We start from the raw sequence: 19,079 nt of genomic DNA on the forward strand, positions 1-19,079 counted from the left end.
TTGCGGATGTGCGAAGTCTTAAGGGCGGTAAGCGAGTTGAGCCGCGGGCTCAGATGAACTTCTGGCTCGCGAGGAACTCGGCGAGCTGCTTGCCGCCCTCGCCCTCGTCCTTGACGACCGTGCCCGTGGCCCGGGCCGGACGCTGGGCCGCCGACTCAACGGACGTGTGGGCCTGCTCGAGACCGATCTCCTTGGCGTCGATGTCCAGGTCGGACAGGTCCCAGGAGATCACCGGCTTCTTCTTCGCCGCCATGATGCCCTTGAAGGACGGGTAACGCGCCTCGCCCGACTGGTCGGTGACCGACACGATCGCCGGGAGCTGCGCCTCCAGATACTCGGTGGCGGTGTCGCCGTCCCGGCGGCCCTTGACGGTGCCGTCCTCGACGCTCACCTCGGACAGCAGGGTCACCTGCGGCACACCGAGGCGCTCGGCGACCAGCGCCGGCACGACACCCATGGTGCCGTCGGTGGAGGCCATACCGGAGACCACCAGGTCGTAACCGGCCTTCTCGATCGCTTTGGCCAGCACCAGCGAGGTGCCGATCGCATCCGTGCCGTGCAGGTCGTCGTCCTCGACGTGGACGGCCTTGTCCGCGCCCATGGACAGCGCCTTGCGCAGAGCGTCCTTGGCGTTCTCGGGGCCGATGGTCAGGGCAGTGATCTCCACGTCGTCGCCGGTGTTCTCTGAGATCTGCAGCGCCTGCTCGACGGCGTACTCGTCGAGCTCGGAGAGCAGACCGTCCACGTCATCCCGGTCGACGGTCAGGTCATCGGCGAAGTGCCGGTCGCCAGTGGCGTCGGGCACGTACTTCACAGTGACAACGATCCTCAAGCTCACTGGGGTCCCTTCACATTGGTTGAACACGGTCCCGTGGTTCGGACGGTCTCAGCAGGCGGCGGTCAGGGCAGGTTGCGCGCCATGACGATGCGCTGGACCTGATTGGTGCCTTCGTAGATCTGGGTGATCTTGGCGTCGCGCATCATGCGTTCGACCGGGTAGTCGCGGGTGTAGCCGTAGCCGCCCAGCAGTTGGACGGCGTCGGTGGTGACCTCCATGGCGACGTCCGAGGCGAAGCACTTGGCGGCCGCGCCCTGGAAGGTGAGGTCTTTGTCGCCGCGCTCGGAGGCGGCCGCGGCCTGGTAGGTCAGGGCGCGGGCGGCCGAGATCTTCATGGCCATGTCGGCGAGCATGAACTGGATGCCCTGGAAGTCGGCGATCGGCTTGCCGAACTGCTTGCGTTCCTGGACGTAGCCCTTGGCGTAGTCCAGGGCGCCCTGGGCGACGCCGAGGGCCTGGGCGGCGATGGTGATGCGGGTGTGGTCCAGGGTCTGCATCGCGGTGGCGAAGCCGGTGCCCTCCTTGCCGATCATGCGGTCGGCGGGGATGCGGACGTTGTCGAGGTAGACCTCGCGGGTGGGCGAGCCCTTGATGCCGAGCTTCTTCTCCGGGGCGCCGAAGGAGACGCCCTCGTCGGACTTCTCCACGACGAAGGCGGAGATTCCCTTGGAGCGCTTGGTGGGGTCGGTGACCGCCATGACCGTGTAGTAGTCGGAGACGCCGGCGTTGGTGATCCAGCGCTTGACGCCGTCGAGGATCCAGTCCTCGCCGTCGCGCACGGCCTTGGTCTTCATGCCGGCCGCGTCGGAGCCGGCGTCCGGCTCGGACAGGCAATAGGAGAACATGCCCTCGCCCTGGGCGAGCGGGGTCATGTACTTCTTCTTCAGCTCCTCGGAGCCGGAGAGGATGACGGGCAGCGAGCCCAGCTTGTTCACGGCCGGGATCAGGGAGGAGGAGACGCACACGCGCGCCACCTCCTCGATCACGATCACGGTGGCCAGGGCGTCGGCGCCCGCGCCGCCGTACTCCTCGGGCACGTGCACGGCGTGCAGGTCGTTGGCGACCAGCGCGTCCAGCGCCTCCTGCGGGAAGCGGGCCTCCTCGTCAATCGCGGCCGCGTACGGCGCGATCTTCGCCTCGGCCAGTGAACGGATCGCGTCGCGGAGCATGTTGTGCTCCTCGGATGGGCGGTACAGGTCGAAGTCCTGGCTCATGGAGGGCCCCCAATCCCCGCCCCGGCCTAGGCCCAGGAGCAGACATGGTTCGACAGTGAAACTTCTCTTGATACTTAGTGCCATAGAGTGGCACTAAGTTCCGCCCTGATGCAACCGTCGGTGGCGTCTCGTCCGCTGAAGCCGGCCCACCGGGCGTGCTCGCAGCGGGTGCTATGTTCGCCGCATGAGCCAGGCACACGGAGGCGCTGGAGCCGCTGGCAGCGGCCCCGTCAAATCGTCGAAGCGAGACGCCATGATTGCGGCGGCCTTCGAGCTGTTCCTGACACGCGGGTTCGAGCAGACCACGATCGATGACATCGTCTGTCTCGCCGACGTGGGACGTAGTTCCTTTTTCCGCTACTTTCCCTCCAAGGAAGACGTGGTCTTTCCTGATCACGAACGCTGTCTGGCCGAGATGACAGCCTTCCTGCGGGAAGGTACGGGCGAGGAAGAACCGGTGGCCCGAGTCTGTGACGCGGCCCGCCTCGTCATGCGGATGTACGCCGCCAACCCTTCTTTCGCCGTACAGAGGTACCGCCTGACCAAAAGCGTGCCGGGGCTACGCAGCCACGAGGTGTCCGTGGTCTGGCGCTACGAGCGCACCCTCGCCGACTACCTGCGCGGGCGCTTCGCGCACCAGCCCGACGGGGATCTCCGAGCCGACATGATCGCCGCCTGCGTGGTAGCCGCCCACAACAATGCCTTGCGCACGTGGCTCCGTTCAGGCGGCCAGGGTGACATCTCGACCCAAATGGACCGTGCCCTCGAACTCGCGCAGAACGTCTGGAGACTCGGCGAGGAAGGTGAAGGGGCGGGCCAGCAAGAGCCCGTCGTGGTGCTGGTCACGACGCGGAAGGCGCCGATGTGGCAGGTCGTCCGCGAGATCGAAAGCGCCTTCGGCGAGCATTGAGCTGTCCCTCAGGGGTGGTGAAGTCATTTTCGGTGGAACTCAGTGCCACGATGTCCGCCGCGGTGCTGCAGTAGCGCCGTGTCCGGACGGATTTCTGGATCGGGCCGCAGCCGCCCGGCGGTGCCAGAGATCAGGGCAGGCCCCCAGCCATCGTAGGGGTGTGGTTCAGGAGCTTCAGGGGCCTTGGCCCACGGAGGCGGGGGGAGAGGAGATCAGCAACCTTCACCAAGACTCGGTGGGTGCCCGCTCGTGGCAGGGCCGGCACTGCCGCCGCGGTGGCGGGTGACATTGCATCCCGCCGACCACGTGGGTAACCGGAACGAGGCATCGCACTGATACCCGTCCAAGCCTCACGCGAGCGGAGGTGACGAGTGATGCAGCAGCACGAGTTCCGCGTCGATCACTTGTCGATGGTCACGCCACAACGAAGAGACGGTGGCCACAGGCCGCAGTGTAGACCCTGCCTGTCGGCACGAGGTGTTCGAGGCCCTGATGGGCCGGATAGCGGGCAGGATTGCGCCGGTTGAGCCCCGGCACCTGGTTCGGGGGCTGCTGCCGGACCTGCCACGTAACGGCCCCGGCGTCCTGGGCGCGCACGAGAATGCGTTTGCCGCGATTGCCGAGTGGGCGACGGCCATGAAGGAATCGAACTTGTCCCAGAAGGCCGCGACGGGACGGGCGCAGGGCCCGGGTGTGGATCCACGCGTCAGGAGCCTCTCCGGGTACCGACGACGACGTGGCCCGTCAGCTCGGGGCGTGGTTCCACCACCAGGAAATGGTGGTCAGGGGCACGGAACCGGTGCGATCGGTGTACGGCTTGTCGCGATGGCCCCGGGGCACATAGGTGTCCTGCCGGTCGCCCTGACTGCGGTAGCGGCGGGTCTCGTAGATCCAGTCCAGGCATCCGCGCAGGTAGCGCTCGGCGCCGTACAGATACGGCTGGTAGAAGGTGAGGTCTTCCGCAAGCAGTGCCGTCTTGAGCCGTTCGGACAATGTGACGACCCGGTCGTGGATCACCATGGCCTCATGCAGGCATTCCTCCAGGTCGTAGCCATTTTCAGCGCACAGCACATCCACGCAGTTGAGGCCATCGCCGCGACCTGGCGCTTCTTGACGAAAGAGTAGATGTCGTTGCGACGTCGGCGTTGGAGGGCAGCACGCGCATGTCGATGATGATGACGCTGCCCGCGCGGATCACGTCGGCGAAGTATTCGGGGGTCCTGCTGTTGCCGCAGGCGAGCCGGCCGACGTCGTCGGGGATCTCGGAGGTGTAGGCGTCGAGATCGCCCTTGAAGAGGGTGTCGGAGATGATCAATTTGCCGCCGGGGCGGACTCGGTCGGCAAGGGTCTTGACGGAGTGTTCGTAGACGTCGTCGCGGAAGTGTGTGTAGACACCGCGGATGACGACGAGGTCGTAGGGGGTGCGAGGGTCGGGGAGGCGGTCGATGTTCTGACCGTTGCACAGGTAGAGGTTGGTACGGTCACTTACGTCCTGGTCGGCGAAGTAGTCGGCGCAGTCGGAGAGTTGCTGCGGGCTGATGTCGACCGCGTCGATGCGTTGGGTGTCATGAAAGCGTCGGGCGAGCAGGTACGTGATGAAATCCCAGCCGCAGCCGAGATCGAGGATGCGGCGGATCCGCGGTCGGGGGTCGGCCAGCAGTCCAGCGTGGTGGAGTTGGCGGTCGAAGAAGCGGACACCGGCTTCGCCGAGGTTGAGCGGGCGCCGGGCGCCTTCGTAGATGCCCCATTCGAACAGGCAGGTGTCGCCGGGGGCTTGCGCCAGTGGTCGGGGCTGTCGGTGTAAGTGTGGACGCCCTTGTCGCGGTAAGGGTCGCCCGCCGCCCGGCGTGAGCCGGAGGGTGAGTGGGCAAGGGGCCGGCGGCTGTGGAACGAGCCGTCGGGCTACCGCCGAGCGAGGATCCCAACGATCAGGATGGTCAGCATGGTCTGCAGGGTGGTGGTGAAGTCCAGGTGCTGCTCAGCCAGCGACGGGTCGATTTCGTATGCGGCGCGCATGCCGGCGGACGGCACAGAGTGTGCCCAGATGGCACCGGTGACCAGGATGGTCTGGGCGGAGAACTGTCCTGCGCCGTCGCCGAGTTCCGGCAGGTGATCGCGGATCAGTCCGGCGAGGGTTGTCACGTTGTTGACGGCGGCGTGCTTGTAGCGAATGGCGACGTCGGTGGAGACGTTGTGTTCCAGGACGCCGGCTTGGGCAGCGAGAAGGTCGCATAGCGCACGCTCGTGGCTGAGCGATCTGGTGAGGGTGACGGCGAGCTGGGTGCCGCGCTCCGCGACTGTGTCGTCGGCGCGGACGCCGACGGCCAGTTGTTCGGGAAGCCGCGCAAGCCACTGCTGCCAGGTGCGGTCCAGCAGCTCCAGAAGGATGGCCTCACGGGACTCGAAGTAACGCAGCAGAGGTGACTTGGCCAGATTCACCCGTCGGCTGAGCTCGTTAAGGGTGATCTTGTTGACGGGCATCTCGTTCAGCATGGCGGCGGCGGTGTCGAGGATCGACTGGCAGCGGATCTCCCGCTGTTCCGCGCTGCGCGCGCGGCGGAACGTCGTCATGCCCGCATTGTAGACCGCCGGTTCATTGACAAGGGACCGGTGGTTCATTAACTTGAGCGGTGCAATGGACCGGCGGTACACAAGGAGCCTGGTCGCATGTCCAAGGTGTGGCTTGTTACCGGAAGTTCTCGCGGCCTGAGGTGTACGGTCACCGACGCGGCGCTGGTAGCCAGTGACCACGTAGTCGCCTCAGTGTTCAAGCCCACCTGGCGGGGGGCCGCGCGCCTCTGGCAGCGGACGCTGCCCACGACGCGCGACGTCATCAAAGTGATGACCACCCCGCGGAGCGGCGAGCCTTGTCGGCGCATTCCCGCACACACCCCGCAACGGCAACTCGTTGAGCAACGCCGTGGAACTGAAGGCCGCCCCCGGCGACGGTCAGCCGACGCGGCGCGTGGGATCGCCGGCCCTGACGACATGTCGATCAGGCTTCGGCTCGGCAGCGACGCCTGACAGTTCTGCACAGCAAACCCCGGACACCGGACGAGTCCGACAAGGGGCGGTCCCAGGTCGCCTATTTTCTCTTGGTCCAACCACTTTTGCACCTCTGCTTTTCAGCCCTTGCGAAACAGGAGCATCCGCCATGTCAGAAGAGCCGCATTTCGATTTCGCGATGTTCGAGGAACTCGCCAAGGCCGACCCGCAACAAGTGTTGGCCATCCTGGGAATCAAGCCACGCAGCACCGACTGTCTGGTCACGACGGTGCGCGTTCCCATGCGCGACGGCGTTGAACTGACGGCCGAGCACTACGCGCCGCTCACGGACCAGCGGGCAGCCACCATTCTCGTGCGATCGCCGTACGGGCGGAGCTTCCCGTACGACGTGCTGCTCGCCAGGGTGTTCGCCGGTGCGGGCTATCACGTTCTCCTGCAGAGCTGCCGTGGCACGGCTGACTCCGACGGTGAGCTGCAGCCCATGGTCCAAGAAGCTGCGGATGGCCACGACACGGTCGGCTGGCTGCGCGAGCAGCCCTGGTTCGATGGGCGACTCGGCCTGATCGGCATGTCCTACCTCGCCTACTGCGTCTACGCACTGCTGCAGGACGCGCCCGCCGAGGTGAAGACCGCGGTGATCGTGGTCGGGCCCTACGACTTCGGCTCTGCCTTCTACCGCACCGGCGCGTTTACCGTGCAGGAGTGCCAGAGCTGGAGCAATCTTGTGCGCCGGCCTTCCCCGGGGATCGCGGCCGAGCTGCCCGTCGACGCCGCGCAGCGACTTCCGCTGCAGGCCGGTGCCGACCTGCTCGGCCCCACCGCGCCGTGGTACCGCGAATGGATCAGTCATACCGATCTAGCCGGCCAGTACTGGCAGCCGTACGACCACCATGCCGCTCTGGAACGCTTCACCGGTCCAACGTTGCTGATCGGCGGCAACTACGACGTGTTCCTGCCGCAGACCCTTGAGGCATTCCAGACGCTTCGCTCACGAGGCGTCCACACCGCACTGACGCTCGGACCGTGGGTGCACACCGACGTCGTCGCCACCGCTGCGGCGACGATGGTGGACGAATCGCAGGCGTGGTTCGACGACCATCTGCGCGATGACGCCGCTGTGCTCTCCCGTCCGCCCGTTCGGCTGTACGTTGCCGGCGCGGAGGAGTGGCGCGAACTCGATGACCTGCCCGAGGCGACCGACCATCTGACATGGCGGCTCGGCGCCGGGGGATCACTCGCCGCCGATGGTGATACCGGTTCCTCGACCTTCACCTACGACCCCGCTGACCCGACGCCCACCGTCGGCGGCCGGCGCGTCGCGCCGGACGGCGGCGCGAGGGACAACGCGCCGCGCGAACAGCGTTCAGACGTGCTCACGTTCACCACCGAACCGTTCGGCCAGCCGACCGAGATCCACGGGAACCCCAATCTGAGCATCAAGCTGACCTCGGACAACCCGCATGCCGATCTTCATGCACGCCTGTGCGTGGTGGACGCGGACGGCACCTCGACCAACTTCTCCGACGCGATGCTGCGACTGCCGGTCGTGGACGATCCAGGTGCACTGCGGGAGGCCGAGCTGACGCTCGACTACTGCGCGCGACGAATCGCCGCCGGGCAGCGGATCCGGCTGCAGCTTTCGGGCGGATCGTTCCCCGAATATGACCGGAACCTGGGCACTGGCCATGCCGCCGCGACGGGAACGGCGACAGCGACGGCGACGCACGTGATCGACCACGCCACGACCATCCTGTCGCTGCCGGTCAGCCCGCCCGCGTGAGCACGAAGCCGTCCGGAAGAGGCCCCAACGGCGGAGGGCAGGAAGCCGTGCAGGACAGTCCTGGCAAGGAGCCTGCGACGTCAGCCGTGGCAACCTGCTTGCCCTCCCGGCTCCCAGTGAGCGTGGCTGGGCCGGGGACGGTTTCCGCGGGATTCAGCCCTGCCGGTTCAGCAGCCCGGAACTGAGGACCCCGGCGAGTGGGTGGGCGCAGGCAGCTCATCCGGGCCCGTGGCGGCGGTGTCCAGGATGACCTGCCTGAGCCCGGCGCGCCGCTTCTCGCTGGGGTGTGCTGGAACGACATCACGCCGCCCCGAGTACGGACCATCGGCCTCTTGCGTTAGAGACTGTCGGCCTGTTCATGTTCAGTCGTAACGGACCGGCAGTCTCTAAGGGGGTGGATCCACTTCGATGATCTCCAGCGGGAGCACCGCCGCTACAGCCCCATGATGTCCTACGGGCAGTCGAAGCTGGCCGACCTGATGTTCACCCAGCAGCTCGCGGCCGTTGCGGCCGAGTACCACTGGGACCTGCTCAGCGTCGCCCCGCACCCCGGCTCCACGCGGACCAACCTGCAGACGGCTGGTGCAAGCCTCGGCAAGGACAAGACCTCCCGCCCCTGGTTCGCCCGCTTCGATATCGTCCCGACCCAGGAGGTCGAGCAGGGCGCCGAGCCGCGGCTCTATGCTGCGACGAGCCCGGAAGTAACCGCCGGCGACTACTTCGGCCCGACCGGGCGGATGGGCTTGGTCGGCCCAGCGGGCAAGACCCGTCTCACTCGGCGTGCGCTCGACGATGCCGCTAACGCCCGGCTCTGGACCGAATCCGAGCGGCTCACCGGCGTCACCCTGGCCGAATGCGCATCGTGAGGGTCGGCCCCTGCACGTGTTCGCCCTGAGACGCCGAAAAGGCCTTGGGGCATGCAAGGGCGGCAGATCCCGGTCCGGGACTCAGGGCGGCCTTGAGTGATCCGTATCGGGTGGCGTGTGCTCTCGCAGCGACGGCCTCCGCCGCGCCAGTTGTGCACCCTCAAGGCAGGCTTGGCTGGGGCAGCACTTGTTCCGCCCATATTGTTTTGCCGGTCGCCGAGTAGCGCGTGCCCCAGGAAGACGTCAACTGGGCCACCAGCAGCAGGCCGCGGCCTCCCTCGTCATAGACGCGAGCACGACGCAGATGGGGAGCTGTGGTGCTGGCGTCGGTCACCTCACAGATCAGGTTCCTGTCGCGAATCAGACGCAGCTGGATGGGTGGATCGGCGTAGCGGATCGCGTTCGTGACGAGCTCACTGACTACCAGTTCCGTGACGAAAGCCGTCTCCTCCAGATCCCACGCAGCGAGCCGCTCCGCGGCGAACGCGCGCGCGTCAGCGACCGCAGCCGGGTCGGGAGGAACATCCAGGGTGGCAACGTGCTGGGCGCCGAGCGCATGGGTGCGGGCCACGACAAGAGCGATGTCGTCGAAGTGTTGCCCCGGCAGAGCACCGAGGATGGTGTCGCAGACGTTGTCCAAGGAAGTAGCGGGTTGGGCAAGAGCGTTGCGGAGCTGGTCAATTCCCATGTCGATGTCCCTGTCGCGTGATTCGATCAAGCCGTCGGTGTAGAGGGCGAGCAGAGAGCCCTCAGGCAGGGTGAGTTGAGTCGCTTCGAACGGCAGGCCGCCCAAGCCGAGGGGTGGACCCGCCGGCACATCGAGGAACTCGACGGTGCCATCGGGCTTGACCAAGGCGGGTCCGGGGTGCCCAGCACGGGCCAGCGTGCATACCCGGGAAACGGGATCGTAGACGACGTACAGGCAGGTGGCACCGAAGCCTCCCGCGGCCTCTGCCGCCGGGTCGTACTGTGAGGCGTCGTCAGGGCTTGCTTCCGTCGAAAGGCGGACAACGAGGTCGTCGAGGTGGGTGAGCAGTTCATCCGGGGGCAGGTCCACGTCAGCGAGAGTGCGTACCGCGGTGCGCAACCGTCCCATGCTGGCCGAAGCGTGGATCCCGTGCCCCATGACGTCGCCCACGACCAGCGCCACTCTGGCGCTGGACAGAAGGATGACGTCGAACCAATCGCCGCCCATGCCTGCCAGGACGTCGCTTGGGAGGTAGCGAAAGGCAACTTCAACCGCGGCTTGGCTAGGCGTCCGTTGGGGCAGCAGGGACCGCTGCAAGGTCACTGCCGTGTCGCGCTCGCGGGTATACCGGCGAGCGTTGTCCACACAGACCGCAGCCCGGCCGGTCAGTTCTTCCGCAAGCAGGAGGTCGTCTTCGTCGAAGACCCCAGGATTCCTGTGACGGGCAAACACGGCCACACCCAGAACGGTTCCCCGGGCCCGCAGAGGCGCCGCAAGTACCGAATGGATCGAGAATTCGTCGACGCTTCGGGCGGAGCCGAGGAACTCAGGCAACCACGGCGCGAACTCAGGATCGATGGATGAGCGCTGGACTACCTCACCGGCGATCACCGCCCGTGCCGCGAGCGAGTACTCCGGGTGGAAACCCGCCTCGCCTGGTCTGCGTGTCGACTCGGGACAGCCGTCCAGGACGGACTTCATAGCAATTCGACGGAACGCGATGGATCCGCTGATCGACCCAGGGGTCGGCTCCTCACCACGGACCACGGACTCGAGCAGGTCAACACTGACGAAGTCCGCAAACTCCGGAATGGCCACGTCTGCAAGTTCCTGGGCCGTCTGGGCCACGTCCAAGGTACTGCCGATGTGGGCGCCGGCGGCGTTCAGCATTTGCAGCCGTTTATGCGCCCAGTGCTGAGCGGTTATGTCGTGCGCGGTGATGGCAACTCCCCGAACACAACCGTTCTCATCCTGCAGCGGGTACATATAGTTGGACCAAGCGTGCTTACGCGTCTCGCCCGGAACCCGGATGTAGTTCTCGAGGTACTGCGGCTTCCCGGTATCCCTGACCCGGGTCATGGCCTGCCTGACCTTGTCGACTTCGGAATCGAAGGGGAGGAAATCCGCACTTCGCAGTCCGCGCAGATCGGCCTCGGTGAGATTCATGGTGCGCTCCGCGGAGCCGTTGGCTCGACGCAGGCGCAGATCCGTGTCGAACACCGCCATGGAGCACGGCGACTGCTCGTAGCTCTGCACCATCAGGGCATGATCCTCCGGCTCGACACCGGTACGGGTGAGAGGGCAGACCAGAAGCCAGCCGAGGCTGCGGCCACCCTCGATATAACGGTGAGCGAGGACCTTCATCACTATTCGGTGCCCGTCCTGGTGGCGCAACGGCAGGCTGCCGTGCCACCTGACCAAGCCTTGAAGTGTCGGCAATGTCTCCGCGGGGACCTCTTCGTCCAGGAGGGAAGCCGCTGAGCTGCCGAGGACCTCGGCCGACGGATAACCCAGTAGCTTTCGGGCTCCTTCGTTCCACAGAATGACGACGCCGTGTTCGTCCACAGCCGCCCTCGCCGTGTCCGTGCCGTCGTCCGAGAAGTGCGGCCATTCGATGCCAGGGGTGTGCTGCTCTTCCATCGCGGTTCCGCCTCCCCGCACATACAGCGTCTGGACGCACGTGCACGGTGTCCATCGCACGCCGACCAGCACTGATACCTTCATGCTGCTACCAAAGAGGCACCGCCGCAGGGCTATATCGCATATGGCTGAGCCTGCCGTTCGAAAATGGAGGCAGCGGGCCTCCCCGCCTCCCTTTCTGTGCAGCGGCGGCGACGAGATCCGGAGGAGCGGGGCGAGGCGCTCGGCTACCGCACGCTCGGCGGAGCGCTGGACGCTGTCGTAGCCCAGGCACCGCCTGATCAGGTCCCGGAGGGGATTCGATGCGGAAGGCGGCGGTCGGCAACAGCCAGGACGGCGCCTACGAGACTGGTCGCGACCAGGAGGTTCGCGATGGTGTGCAGGCCAGCCGTGGTGACCCCGTGTGCGTAGGTGAGACTGATGAGGCTGGAGGAGAGAATCGCGCCCGTGTAGGTGAAGGTGCGAAGGAGCCCAGCCGCAGTGCCGATCTGGTTGACGGGGGCTTGGGCGTACAGGGCCGCTTGGTTGCCGAGAGCAGCCAGCGCGAAGCTGAAGCCGAAGGCGATCATGATGATGGTGATCGGCACCAGCGGTGTGTAGATGTTCGTCCAACGCAGGGCGAAGCCCACCCCGAGGGCAATCACCGAGGAGGCGATCAGCGGGAGGCGTATCAGGTTCCGCCGGGAGACCGGTCGCGAGACGACAACTGCGACCGCCGATATCGGCAGCATGACGATTCCCGTGACGATGGCGGACAAGCCCTTGCCTTCCTGGAGCCACTGGGTGAGCCCGTACATCAGGCAGTAAGCGCCGAACATGCTGACGACCGTGCGGAGGTAGGTGAAGCCGAGGGGCCGGTTGGCTACCAGCATGCGGACATCGATCAGGGGGGTCGTGGCCTGCCGTTCCCAGCCGATCAGGGCTGCGAACAGGACGGGGGCGACACTCAAGGTGATCCAGTTCGGGTGCTGGAGGCCCATCAGAAAGACGAGCAGTGCGCTGAACGCCCCGCCGAACAGGAGCAGTCCGGCCGGGTCGACGTCCGAGGCGACGGCCTGCAGCCTGCGTGGTGTTCCACCGGGCGTGTCCTTGGGTATCCAGCGCCAGGCCATGGCCAGTGTGGTGAGAGCGAGCGGGATATTGATCGCGAAGGTGACCTGCCAGCCGGCTGCCCCGACCAGCAGCCCGCCGAGGGGCAGACCGAGAGCGGCTGTGATCTGGGCGGCCAGGGTCAGGTTGCCGAGCACGCTGCCCGGGGCGTTCATGCCCGCCTGGTCCGCTCGGGCCCGGATCAGAAGCATGGCACTGGGATATCCGGCGGATGTGCCCACGCCGATGATGACGCGGGCCACGGTCAGCGTCATCAGGTTCGTCGCGATGCTGCCGATGATGCCGCCGGCCAGGACCAGGAGGATGCCGGTGAGGAATACACGACGGGCACCGAAGCGGGCGGCGAGCTTGCCCATCGTGGGCTGGGCGATCGCGCTGGCCACGTACAGGGCCGCGACGAGGATGGTGGTACGGCCGATGGAGATGTCGAAGGCGTGGGCGATCGGGACCAGCGCCGTGGCGATGATGCTGCTGTTGATCGGGTTGAGGGTGGATCCCATCAGCAGGGGCGTTACGAATCTCCAGGTGAAGGGCGATTCGGCCGGTGGTGCATCTGCTGGCTTCTCAAGTGCGCCGGTGGTGCTCACGAGGTCACAGATCCTTTCACGGGACCGTCGGCAGACCTTTCAGACAGTGCACAGGTTATCTGAACAGGTAGCCTGTGTATATACCTCGGCGGAGTAGGCGCGGCCGCCGGTAACTTTGCGTTTATGAGCATTGAGGAGAAGGGCGCTGCAGCCCGGGCGTCCACCCTGGCGTCCGATCTGGCATTGGCCATGACAAGGCTGAGGGCGCGTCTGCGAACCGAGACCAGTTCTCGGGCCGGCCGGTCGACGGGACGCTGGAGTTGGGCTCAGCTGGCCACACTGACCCGCATCATCGAGAACGGTCCGGTGACGGCGAGCGAGCTGGCCAAGGCGGAGAACGTGCGTCAGCAGTCGATGTCCGAGATCCTTACGGCGCTGCGCAAGGACGGTCTCGTGCGCACCGAACGGGACCCTGAGGACGGGCGCAAGGTGCTGCTCATCGCGACCCCGGAGGGGGAGGAAGTCAGCCGCGAAATGAGGGCGACCCGAGACGCCTGGCTTGCCTCTGCACTCCGTGATGACGTGACCGAGACGGAGCGTGAGACGATCGAGGCGGCCATCCACATCATCAACCGGCTTGCTGAACGCAGGAGCTGAAGGCGAATGCGGACGCCCCCATGCGTGGGCGTCCGCGTGCCTTTGCCCTAAAGCCGTCTTCGGGGCGGATCGTTGTTTGTCGAAGTATGCCCGGCCGTCCCGCTCTCTTGAGAGGCTGATCCTCTATCCCGGACCGCGTAGCCGGCCTTGCCGCGCTCCGTAACGGTCGGACGTTTGCGATGGCTGGTGAGGCGGCGAGTATCGCGATGGTTACGCAGGCTGCCGAGCCACATCGCGCCGTGGGCCCGGGGCATCAGCCAGCTCTGCGAGAACACCGCCGATTGCCTTGCCGCCGCCAGCAGTTCCATGACCGCCCGTCGCTCATCGGCGCACGCGAAGGACCTGGTCATCGTGGCAGGCCCGACAGCTGCCCGGCCGATGTCCTGGCGGCAGGGCTCCCGACCGGGCAGGGGCCGTGGCGGCTTCAGGCGCACGTACTCCCGCTGCGTCGCCCTGCGCATCCGCAAGGCGGGCGGCGATGTGGAACGGCGCGAGCGCTGTCTGTTGGCCGAATGGTCCGCTGACGAGCCGGGGCCGGTGCAGTTCTGGCTCTCCAGCCTGCCTTCCGAGATGCCGCTGGCCACGCTGGTGCGGCTGGCCAAGCGCCGCTGGCGCATCGAGTACGACCACTGTGAGGTGAAACAGGCCCTGGAATTGGCCCACTTCGAAGGCCACACCTGGAACGGCACCTGCCCCACCTGTCATTGCGACATACCCACCCCCATACGAACCTGACCAAGCCCTACTGGTTCAGCGCGGAGAAGAAACGCTCGAGCGGCGCGTCGGGCACGTGGGGGAGTGGGGCGCCGAAGGAAGCATCACGAATCGGCCAAGCGCCGGTATCAGGTGAGGAAGCCGCCATCAACGGCCAGGTGGGCGCCAGTGATGTACGAGGCGTCGTCCGACAGAAGGAAGGCGACTGCCGTGGCGATCTCCCGCGGTTCCCCCAGGCGCTTGGCGGCGATGACGGCCGCGGTCGCTTCCGTCTCCTGCTGGGTTGCGGCGTCGAGCATCGGGGTGGCGATGACGCCGGGCTGGAGCTCGTTGATCCGAACTCCGCGAGCGGCCCAGTCGTTGGCAGCGGAACGAGTGATGCCGCGGATACCGTGCTTGGATGCCGAGTAGGCGGCCCGGAACGGCAGGCCGCGGTCGGCGTAGACACTGGAGACGTTGACGATCGCCCCACCGCCAGAGGCTTCGATAGCAGGCAGCTCAGCCTTCATGCCGTAATAGATGGAGGACAGATTGGTGGCGATCGTGTTGTCCCACACGTCGTTGGGCAGGTCGGGCAGGTCGCGGTGCTCGCTGCTTATGCCCGCATTGTTGACCGCGTAGTGCAGGGCGCCGAAGCGATCCACGGTGGCTGTGACGGCACGCTGCATGGCGTCAGCGTCGGACACGTCCGCGGGGATGGAGATGGCCTCACTGCCGGCCTTGGTGACGGCGGCCGCCACCTCGTGCAGCGGCGTTTCGCGGCGACCCACCAGGGTCACCTTGGCACCGCGCTCGGCGAGAAGAATGGCGGTGGCCGCGCCCATGCCGGAGCCGGCACCGGTGATGATGGCGACCTTGTTCTCGAATTCCTTGTCTCGAGACATGGCTGTGCCCTACCTTTCGGGTGGGTTCGAAATGATCATTCGTACGATCAGCGGAGCCCAGGAGCTCTGGGTATGGCTGATGACTGTGCGACCGCTCGATGGATCAAGGATCTCCTTCAGCGTGAGCTGAAGGACAAGGAACGGTTCGGTGGACGGCTGCGCGGCGCGGGTGAGACCGGTCTACTGCCCCTGATCCGCTCCGGCGGAGACGGACTCACTCACGTTCCGCCACTCCGCGTCAGTGTTGGCGAGGGCCTGCGCAAAGCCCGTCGCGTACTGGTAGGCGTCTGCACCGATCAGGAGCCGCAGCGGGGCGTCCTCGCTACCGGCGATCTCGTGAACCACCTGGGCGACCTTGGCCGGGTCGGAGGCCTCTACGCCAGAGGCGTTCCTGAGCATGTCCGCGAAGGCGCCGACGGTGGCCTGGTAGGGCTCGCTGACCGGCGGAATACTCATGGACGATCCGGCCCAGTCGGTGCGCATGCCACCCGGCTCAATGACAGTGACCTTGATGCCCAGTGGGGCGACCTCCTGGGAGAGGACGGTGGAGAAGCCGCCGACGGCCCACTTCGCGCTCTGGTAGGCGGACAGGCCCACGGAACCGATCCTGCCGCCGACCGAGGAGACCTGGATGATGTGTCCTGAGCCCTGCTGACGCAGGATGGGCAGGACGGCCTTGGTGACCAATACGACGCCGAAGAAGTTGGTGTCGACCTGAGCGCGGAAGTCGTCGACCGTCATGTCTTCGACAGCGGCGAGATTGCCGTAGCCGGCGTTGTTGACCACGACATCGAGGCGGCCGAAGGCTTCCGCACCCTGCTGCACGGCCTGGAGGACGTTCTCGTGGTCGTTGACGTCGAGGGCGACGGCGCGGATGCGGTCACCGTAGCGGGCGACGAGGTCGTCGAGCTGGGCGGGCTTACGGGCAGTGGCGATCACCTGGTCGCCGGCCTCAAGAGCCGTCTCGACGATGGCGCGGCCCAGACCACGCGAGCTGCCAGTGACAAACCAGACCTTGGACATGAGGATTTCCATCTCTGAGGGAGGTTGCCCCGAGGTCATTAACAGACCAGTGGGCTCTTGCGGAGAACGTAAGGCACCGCCGGTCTAATGTCAAAAGACCGTAGGTCTGTAACCTGGGGGGATGTCGACCTTTCAACGTGCTTGCAGCGAGGAGCAGCGTGAGCTCCGGAGGCGGTGATCTGCCTGAGTTGCTTGCTCCCGAAATCGACCCGGACGCTCCCGTTGAGGGGCGCGGTGATCGGCTTGCCGGCGTCCTTGTCCGATCGTTGGAGGGGCGCCGAGTCCTGTGTGACCTCTTCAGTGCCCAGGCTGGCGTGTTGGAGCGCAACGTCTCCGCCGAAGGGGCCGGCCACTGGAAGCGGACGGCAATCGGCAACGTTGATGTCATGGCTGCACTGGTGCGCCGTTGGCTCCCCGAACTGGGCGACGGCGCGGCGGCGTTCTGTGCTCAGGCTGTGATGGTGGCTGGCGCAGTGTGGACCCATGCCCGCCCGTCCGCTGCCATGCTCGACGCCTACGACGCCGACCCTTCCCTGGCTCAACTGCGCATGGGCTTCGCTCCCGCTCTGCGGACTGTGCTGGCCGCCTTGATGGCTGGCACGCTGGCCCGCGCTGCGGCGTTGTGACGATGCGGTGTGAGGGAGTGTCCCGTCTGGGCGGACTCACGGTGACTCCTGGATGACCGATGGTTCACTGAATGATATCTATTATGGCTATGTTTATAAGGTTCGCAAGTGGCCGGGCAGAGACTTCTGGCCGCATGAGGTGCGGCGGCCTCATCGGGTGTCGAGAGGAACGGTGCGGCGATCCGGAAGGCGGCGAGCATCGTGACGAAGAAGGCGGAGCTGTTCAGGCCCGGCTACGGTCCTCCGGTATCCTCCGCGCCTTGGCGAGCATCGCCGAGCGAGGCAAGCCACGATCTGATGTGGGTCGCTACCGGCTGAGTGGCGACAGCGGATCGCTGCTCGCCGACTGTTGCCGCGCTCGGCTGTCGCCCGGAGCCGGACCTCCGTAGCGCCGGCTGTGTGATCTGGGCGGCGTTCGAACAGGGGCTGCTCACCTCGCCGGGCCGCCCCCCATCCCTCGGTGGCCGCGGCCCGCCCCGGAGGCCACTCTGTCGTCCATCTAGATATTCTTGCTACTATGCACATAGTTTAGGGCTGTTCGAAGCGAAGGGACGCGCGGTGATCAGAAACTTCGAGATGTACGTGGACGGCGCATGGCGATCCTCGGCATCAGGGGAAGTCATCGAGTCGATCAACCCCTACACCCGCGAAGTGTGGGCCACCGTACCCGCGGGAACGGCCGCCGACGTCGATGCAGCGGTGTCCGCTGCTGTGCGGGCGTCGGCCGACCCCGAGTGGAGCCGCAATCCGAAGGTGCGCGCGAAGCTGCTGACGCGCCTTGCCGACGCCCTGGCAGATGAGGCCGACACGATCGCTGAGATCGAAAGCCGCGACAACGGCAAGGTCATCAACGAAGAACTGGCCATGAACCGTGCCGTCCCCGGCTGGTATCGCTATGCCGCGGCCGTGGCCGAAACGGCAGCGGGGCAGGTCCCGTATGGCAACGACCCCGCAGTGCTCAGCCTGACTGAACGTGAGCCCTATGGCGTGGTTGGCATTCAGACGCCCTGGAACACGCCCGGCGTGTTGCTGGCTCAGATGGCAAGCATGGCGCTGGCGGCCGGGAACACGATCGTCGTCAAGCCGTCCGAACTTGCGCCGTGCTCGTTGCTCGAGTTCGCGCGAGTCGTTCATGAGGTCGGTTTCCCGGCAGGAGTGGTCAATGTCGTAACCGGACTGGGCCCGATCGTGGGTCAGGCGTTGTGCGAGCACCCGGGCGTCGACAAGCTGACGCTGACGGGTGGGCCCGAGGCGGGACGGATCGTCGCCGCACAGGCCGCCCGGCGTCTTGTTCCGGCGGTCATGGAGCTTGGCGGGAAGTCGGCCAATCTGGTGTTCCCGGATGCCGACGTCGAGCAGGCGGCTGCTGCGGTGGCAGCCGGCTTCACAAGCGCCGGTGGGCAGAGCTGCGTCGCTGGCACGCGTGTGCTGGTCCATCGCTCCATTCACGACGAAGTGGTCAAGCGCGTCGTTGAGCGGTTGGCCGGCCTGCGTCTTGGTGACCCCTCCCAGCCCGATACGGACATGGGGCCCCTGTGTACGAGCGACCAGGTACAGCGAGTGCAGTCTTTCGTCGATCGTGGTCTTGCTGACGGGGCAACGCTGAGGAAGGGCGGACGCACGCAGGCGGAGGAGGGCACCTTCTTCTTCCCGCCGGTGGTCTTCACCGATGTCACACCGGAGATGTCCGTCTTCTCCGAGGAGATCTTCGGGCCAGTCCTGTCCGTGGTGCCCTTCGACACTGAGGAAGAGGCGATCAGACTCAACAACGCGACACCGTACGGCCTGGCGGCCGGCGTGTGGACCCGGGACCTCAACCGGGCGCACCGGGTGTCCCGCGCGCTGAAGGCGGGGACCGTCTGGGTGAACCACTATCGCCGGGGTGACGCAGCCTTCCCATTCGGGGGTTACGGCCACAGCGGCTACGGCCGAGTCAACGGAATCGACGGCTACCGCGAGATGTCGCGCACAAAGAGCGTCCAGATCCTCCTCAGCGGCGCGGAAGACTGACATTGGCAGGCCAGCCCGTAGCGGTTACTGCTAGAGCCTCTTGTTTGGATCTTGCTGGGCTCGCGTGCCCGCTGTGACATCAGCCGCTGCCGCGGCGGGCCGCGTCTCGCCGCGTTGCCGTCAGTCACCAGGGCTTCGCCATGGCTCCATCCTCCGCCTTGCGATCCGCCCCCGTAGCCTGAACGGCACGGGAGGTACCCCCTCCACCAGACGCCGCTCCCTGATCCAGCCAGATCCAAACGAAAGACCCTAGGCCCGATCGCAAAGCTTGGCCGGTCGACCTGCTCGCGAAGTCTGTTCAATCCG

Annotated in this window: 15 protein-coding genes and 2 pseudogenes; 7 read left to right on the plus strand and 10 right to left on the minus strand. The window is 66.3% G+C overall.

The window, feature by feature from the left end:
* Positions 1-49 precede the first annotated feature (49 nt).
* Positions 50-838, minus strand: a complete 789-nt coding sequence (locus WH07_RS04005; protein WP_046495314.1) for an electron transfer flavoprotein subunit beta/FixA family protein — start codon at positions 836-838, stop codon at positions 50-52.
* 62 nt (positions 839-900) lie between these two features.
* Entirely contained in the window at positions 901-2,052 is a 1,152-nt protein-coding gene (locus WH07_RS04010) for an acyl-CoA dehydrogenase (RefSeq protein ID WP_046495316.1), read from the minus strand.
* A 184-nt stretch (positions 2,053-2,236) separates the two neighbouring features.
* Here WH07_RS04010 and WH07_RS04015 point away from each other — a divergent pair, with 184 nt between their 5' ends.
* A complete protein-coding gene (locus WH07_RS04015) occupies positions 2,237-2,962 on the plus strand; it encodes a TetR family transcriptional regulator (RefSeq protein WP_046495318.1) in 726 nt (241 codons plus the stop codon).
* A 744-nt stretch (positions 2,963-3,706) separates the two neighbouring features.
* On the opposite strand, the gene WH07_RS39560 is transcribed toward WH07_RS04015, so the two are convergent.
* The 4 genes and pseudogenes from WH07_RS39560 to WH07_RS04030 all read right to left on the minus strand — a co-directional run bounded on the left by WH07_RS39560 (position 3,707) and on the right by WH07_RS04030 (position 5,533).
* Entirely contained in the window at positions 3,707-4,033 is a 327-nt protein-coding gene (locus tag WH07_RS39560) for a hypothetical protein (RefSeq protein WP_157877205.1), read from the minus strand.
* Positions 4,020-4,277, minus strand: coding sequence for a hypothetical protein (locus tag WH07_RS40815; RefSeq protein WP_232788707.1), 258 nt, complete (start codon positions 4,275-4,277; stop codon positions 4,020-4,022). The genes WH07_RS39560 and WH07_RS40815 overlap by 14 nt, the downstream gene beginning before the upstream one ends.
* A pseudogene (locus WH07_RS42075) lies at positions 4,278-4,745 on the minus strand (SAM-dependent methyltransferase); the annotation flags it as partial. It lies immediately after the preceding gene.
* Positions 4,746-4,864: 119 nt separating this feature from the next.
* A complete protein-coding gene (locus tag WH07_RS04030; protein ID WP_046495324.1) occupies positions 4,865-5,533 on the minus strand; it encodes a TetR/AcrR family transcriptional regulator in 669 nt (222 codons plus the stop codon).
* A gap of 583 nt (positions 5,534-6,116) precedes the next feature.
* Between WH07_RS04030 and WH07_RS04035 the strand changes: the two genes are divergently transcribed.
* Both WH07_RS04035 and WH07_RS04040 read left to right on the plus strand, forming a co-directional pair.
* Positions 6,117-7,748, plus strand: coding sequence for a CocE/NonD family hydrolase (locus WH07_RS04035; protein ID WP_052744229.1), 1,632 nt, complete (start codon positions 6,117-6,119; stop codon positions 7,746-7,748).
* Between the two features lie 446 nt (positions 7,749-8,194).
* Entirely contained in the window at positions 8,195-8,614 is a 420-nt protein-coding gene (locus WH07_RS04040) for an SDR family NAD(P)-dependent oxidoreductase (RefSeq protein WP_157877207.1), read from the plus strand.
* Between the two features lie 160 nt (positions 8,615-8,774).
* Here the strand turns inward: WH07_RS04040 and WH07_RS04045 are convergent, their stop codons facing one another.
* Positions 8,775-11,222 carry a SpoIIE family protein phosphatase gene (locus WH07_RS04045; protein ID WP_046495326.1) on the minus strand — a complete coding sequence of 816 codons (2,448 nt, stop codon included), beginning with the start codon at positions 11,220-11,222 and terminating at the stop codon, positions 8,775-8,777.
* 281 nt (positions 11,223-11,503) lie between these two features.
* Positions 11,504-12,919 carry an MFS transporter gene (locus WH07_RS04050; protein ID WP_198533714.1) on the minus strand — a complete coding sequence of 472 codons (1,416 nt, stop codon included), beginning with the start codon at positions 12,917-12,919 and terminating at the stop codon, positions 11,504-11,506.
* Positions 12,920-13,042: 123 nt separating this feature from the next.
* Between WH07_RS04050 and WH07_RS04055 the strand changes: the two genes are divergently transcribed.
* On the plus strand, positions 13,043-13,516 hold the full coding sequence (locus tag WH07_RS04055) for a MarR family winged helix-turn-helix transcriptional regulator (RefSeq protein ID WP_052744232.1): 474 nt from the start codon (positions 13,043-13,045) through the stop codon (positions 13,514-13,516).
* Positions 13,517-13,852: 336 nt separating this feature from the next.
* Positions 13,853-14,203, plus strand: a pseudogene (locus WH07_RS42305) (IS701 family transposase); the annotation flags it as partial.
* 155 nt (positions 14,204-14,358) lie between these two features.
* Here the strand turns inward: WH07_RS42305 and WH07_RS04065 are convergent.
* Positions 14,359-15,114: an SDR family NAD(P)-dependent oxidoreductase gene (locus WH07_RS04065; RefSeq protein WP_046495328.1), complete on the minus strand. Its 756-nt coding sequence runs from the start codon at positions 15,112-15,114 to the stop codon at positions 14,359-14,361.
* Positions 15,115-15,294: 180 nt separating this feature from the next.
* Complete coding sequence (locus WH07_RS04070; protein WP_046495330.1) at positions 15,295-16,137, minus strand: SDR family NAD(P)-dependent oxidoreductase; 843 nt, start codon at positions 16,135-16,137, stop codon at positions 15,295-15,297.
* Between the two features lie 158 nt (positions 16,138-16,295).
* Here WH07_RS04070 and WH07_RS04075 point away from each other — a divergent pair, with 158 nt between their 5' ends.
* Positions 16,296-16,763: a hypothetical protein gene (locus tag WH07_RS04075; RefSeq protein WP_232788708.1), complete on the plus strand. Its 468-nt coding sequence runs from the start codon at positions 16,296-16,298 to the stop codon at positions 16,761-16,763.
* 558 nt (positions 16,764-17,321) lie between these two features.
* On the plus strand, positions 17,322-18,773 hold the full coding sequence (locus tag WH07_RS04080; protein ID WP_052744235.1) for an aldehyde dehydrogenase family protein: 1,452 nt from the start codon (positions 17,322-17,324) through the stop codon (positions 18,771-18,773).
* Positions 18,774-19,079: the final 306 nt, after the last annotated feature.

It is taken from the genome of Streptomyces odonnellii (assembly GCF_000981895.1).
Taxonomy (GTDB): Bacteria; Actinomycetota; Actinomycetes; order Streptomycetales; family Streptomycetaceae; genus Streptomyces; species Streptomyces odonnellii.

Bases quoted from the DNA above. Each gene is read 5' to 3' on its own strand.
- WH07_RS04030 (WP_046495324.1), bottom strand. From the start codon at position 5,533: ATGACGACGTTCCGCCGCGCGCGCAGCGCGGAACAGCGGGAGATCCGC.
- WH07_RS04045 (WP_046495326.1), bottom strand. From the start codon at position 11,222: ATGGAAGAGCAGCACACCCCTGGCATCGAATGGCCGCACTTCTCGGAC.
- WH07_RS04065 (WP_046495328.1), bottom strand. From the start codon at position 15,114: ATGTCTCGAGACAAGGAATTCGAGAACAAGGTCGCCATCATCACCGGT.
- WH07_RS04015 (WP_046495318.1), top strand. From the start codon at position 2,237: ATGAGCCAGGCACACGGAGGCGCTGGAGCCGCTGGCAGCGGCCCCGTC.
- WH07_RS04070 (WP_046495330.1), bottom strand. From the start codon at position 16,137: ATGTCCAAGGTCTGGTTTGTCACTGGCAGCTCGCGTGGTCTGGGCCGC.
- WH07_RS04040 (WP_157877207.1), top strand. From the start codon at position 8,195: ATGTCCTACGGGCAGTCGAAGCTGGCCGACCTGATGTTCACCCAGCAG.
- WH07_RS04035 (WP_052744229.1), top strand. From the start codon at position 6,117: ATGTCAGAAGAGCCGCATTTCGATTTCGCGATGTTCGAGGAACTCGCC.
- WH07_RS04055 (WP_052744232.1), top strand. From the start codon at position 13,043: ATGAGCATTGAGGAGAAGGGCGCTGCAGCCCGGGCGTCCACCCTGGCG.
- WH07_RS04010 (WP_046495316.1), bottom strand. From the start codon at position 2,052: ATGAGCCAGGACTTCGACCTGTACCGCCCATCCGAGGAGCACAACATG.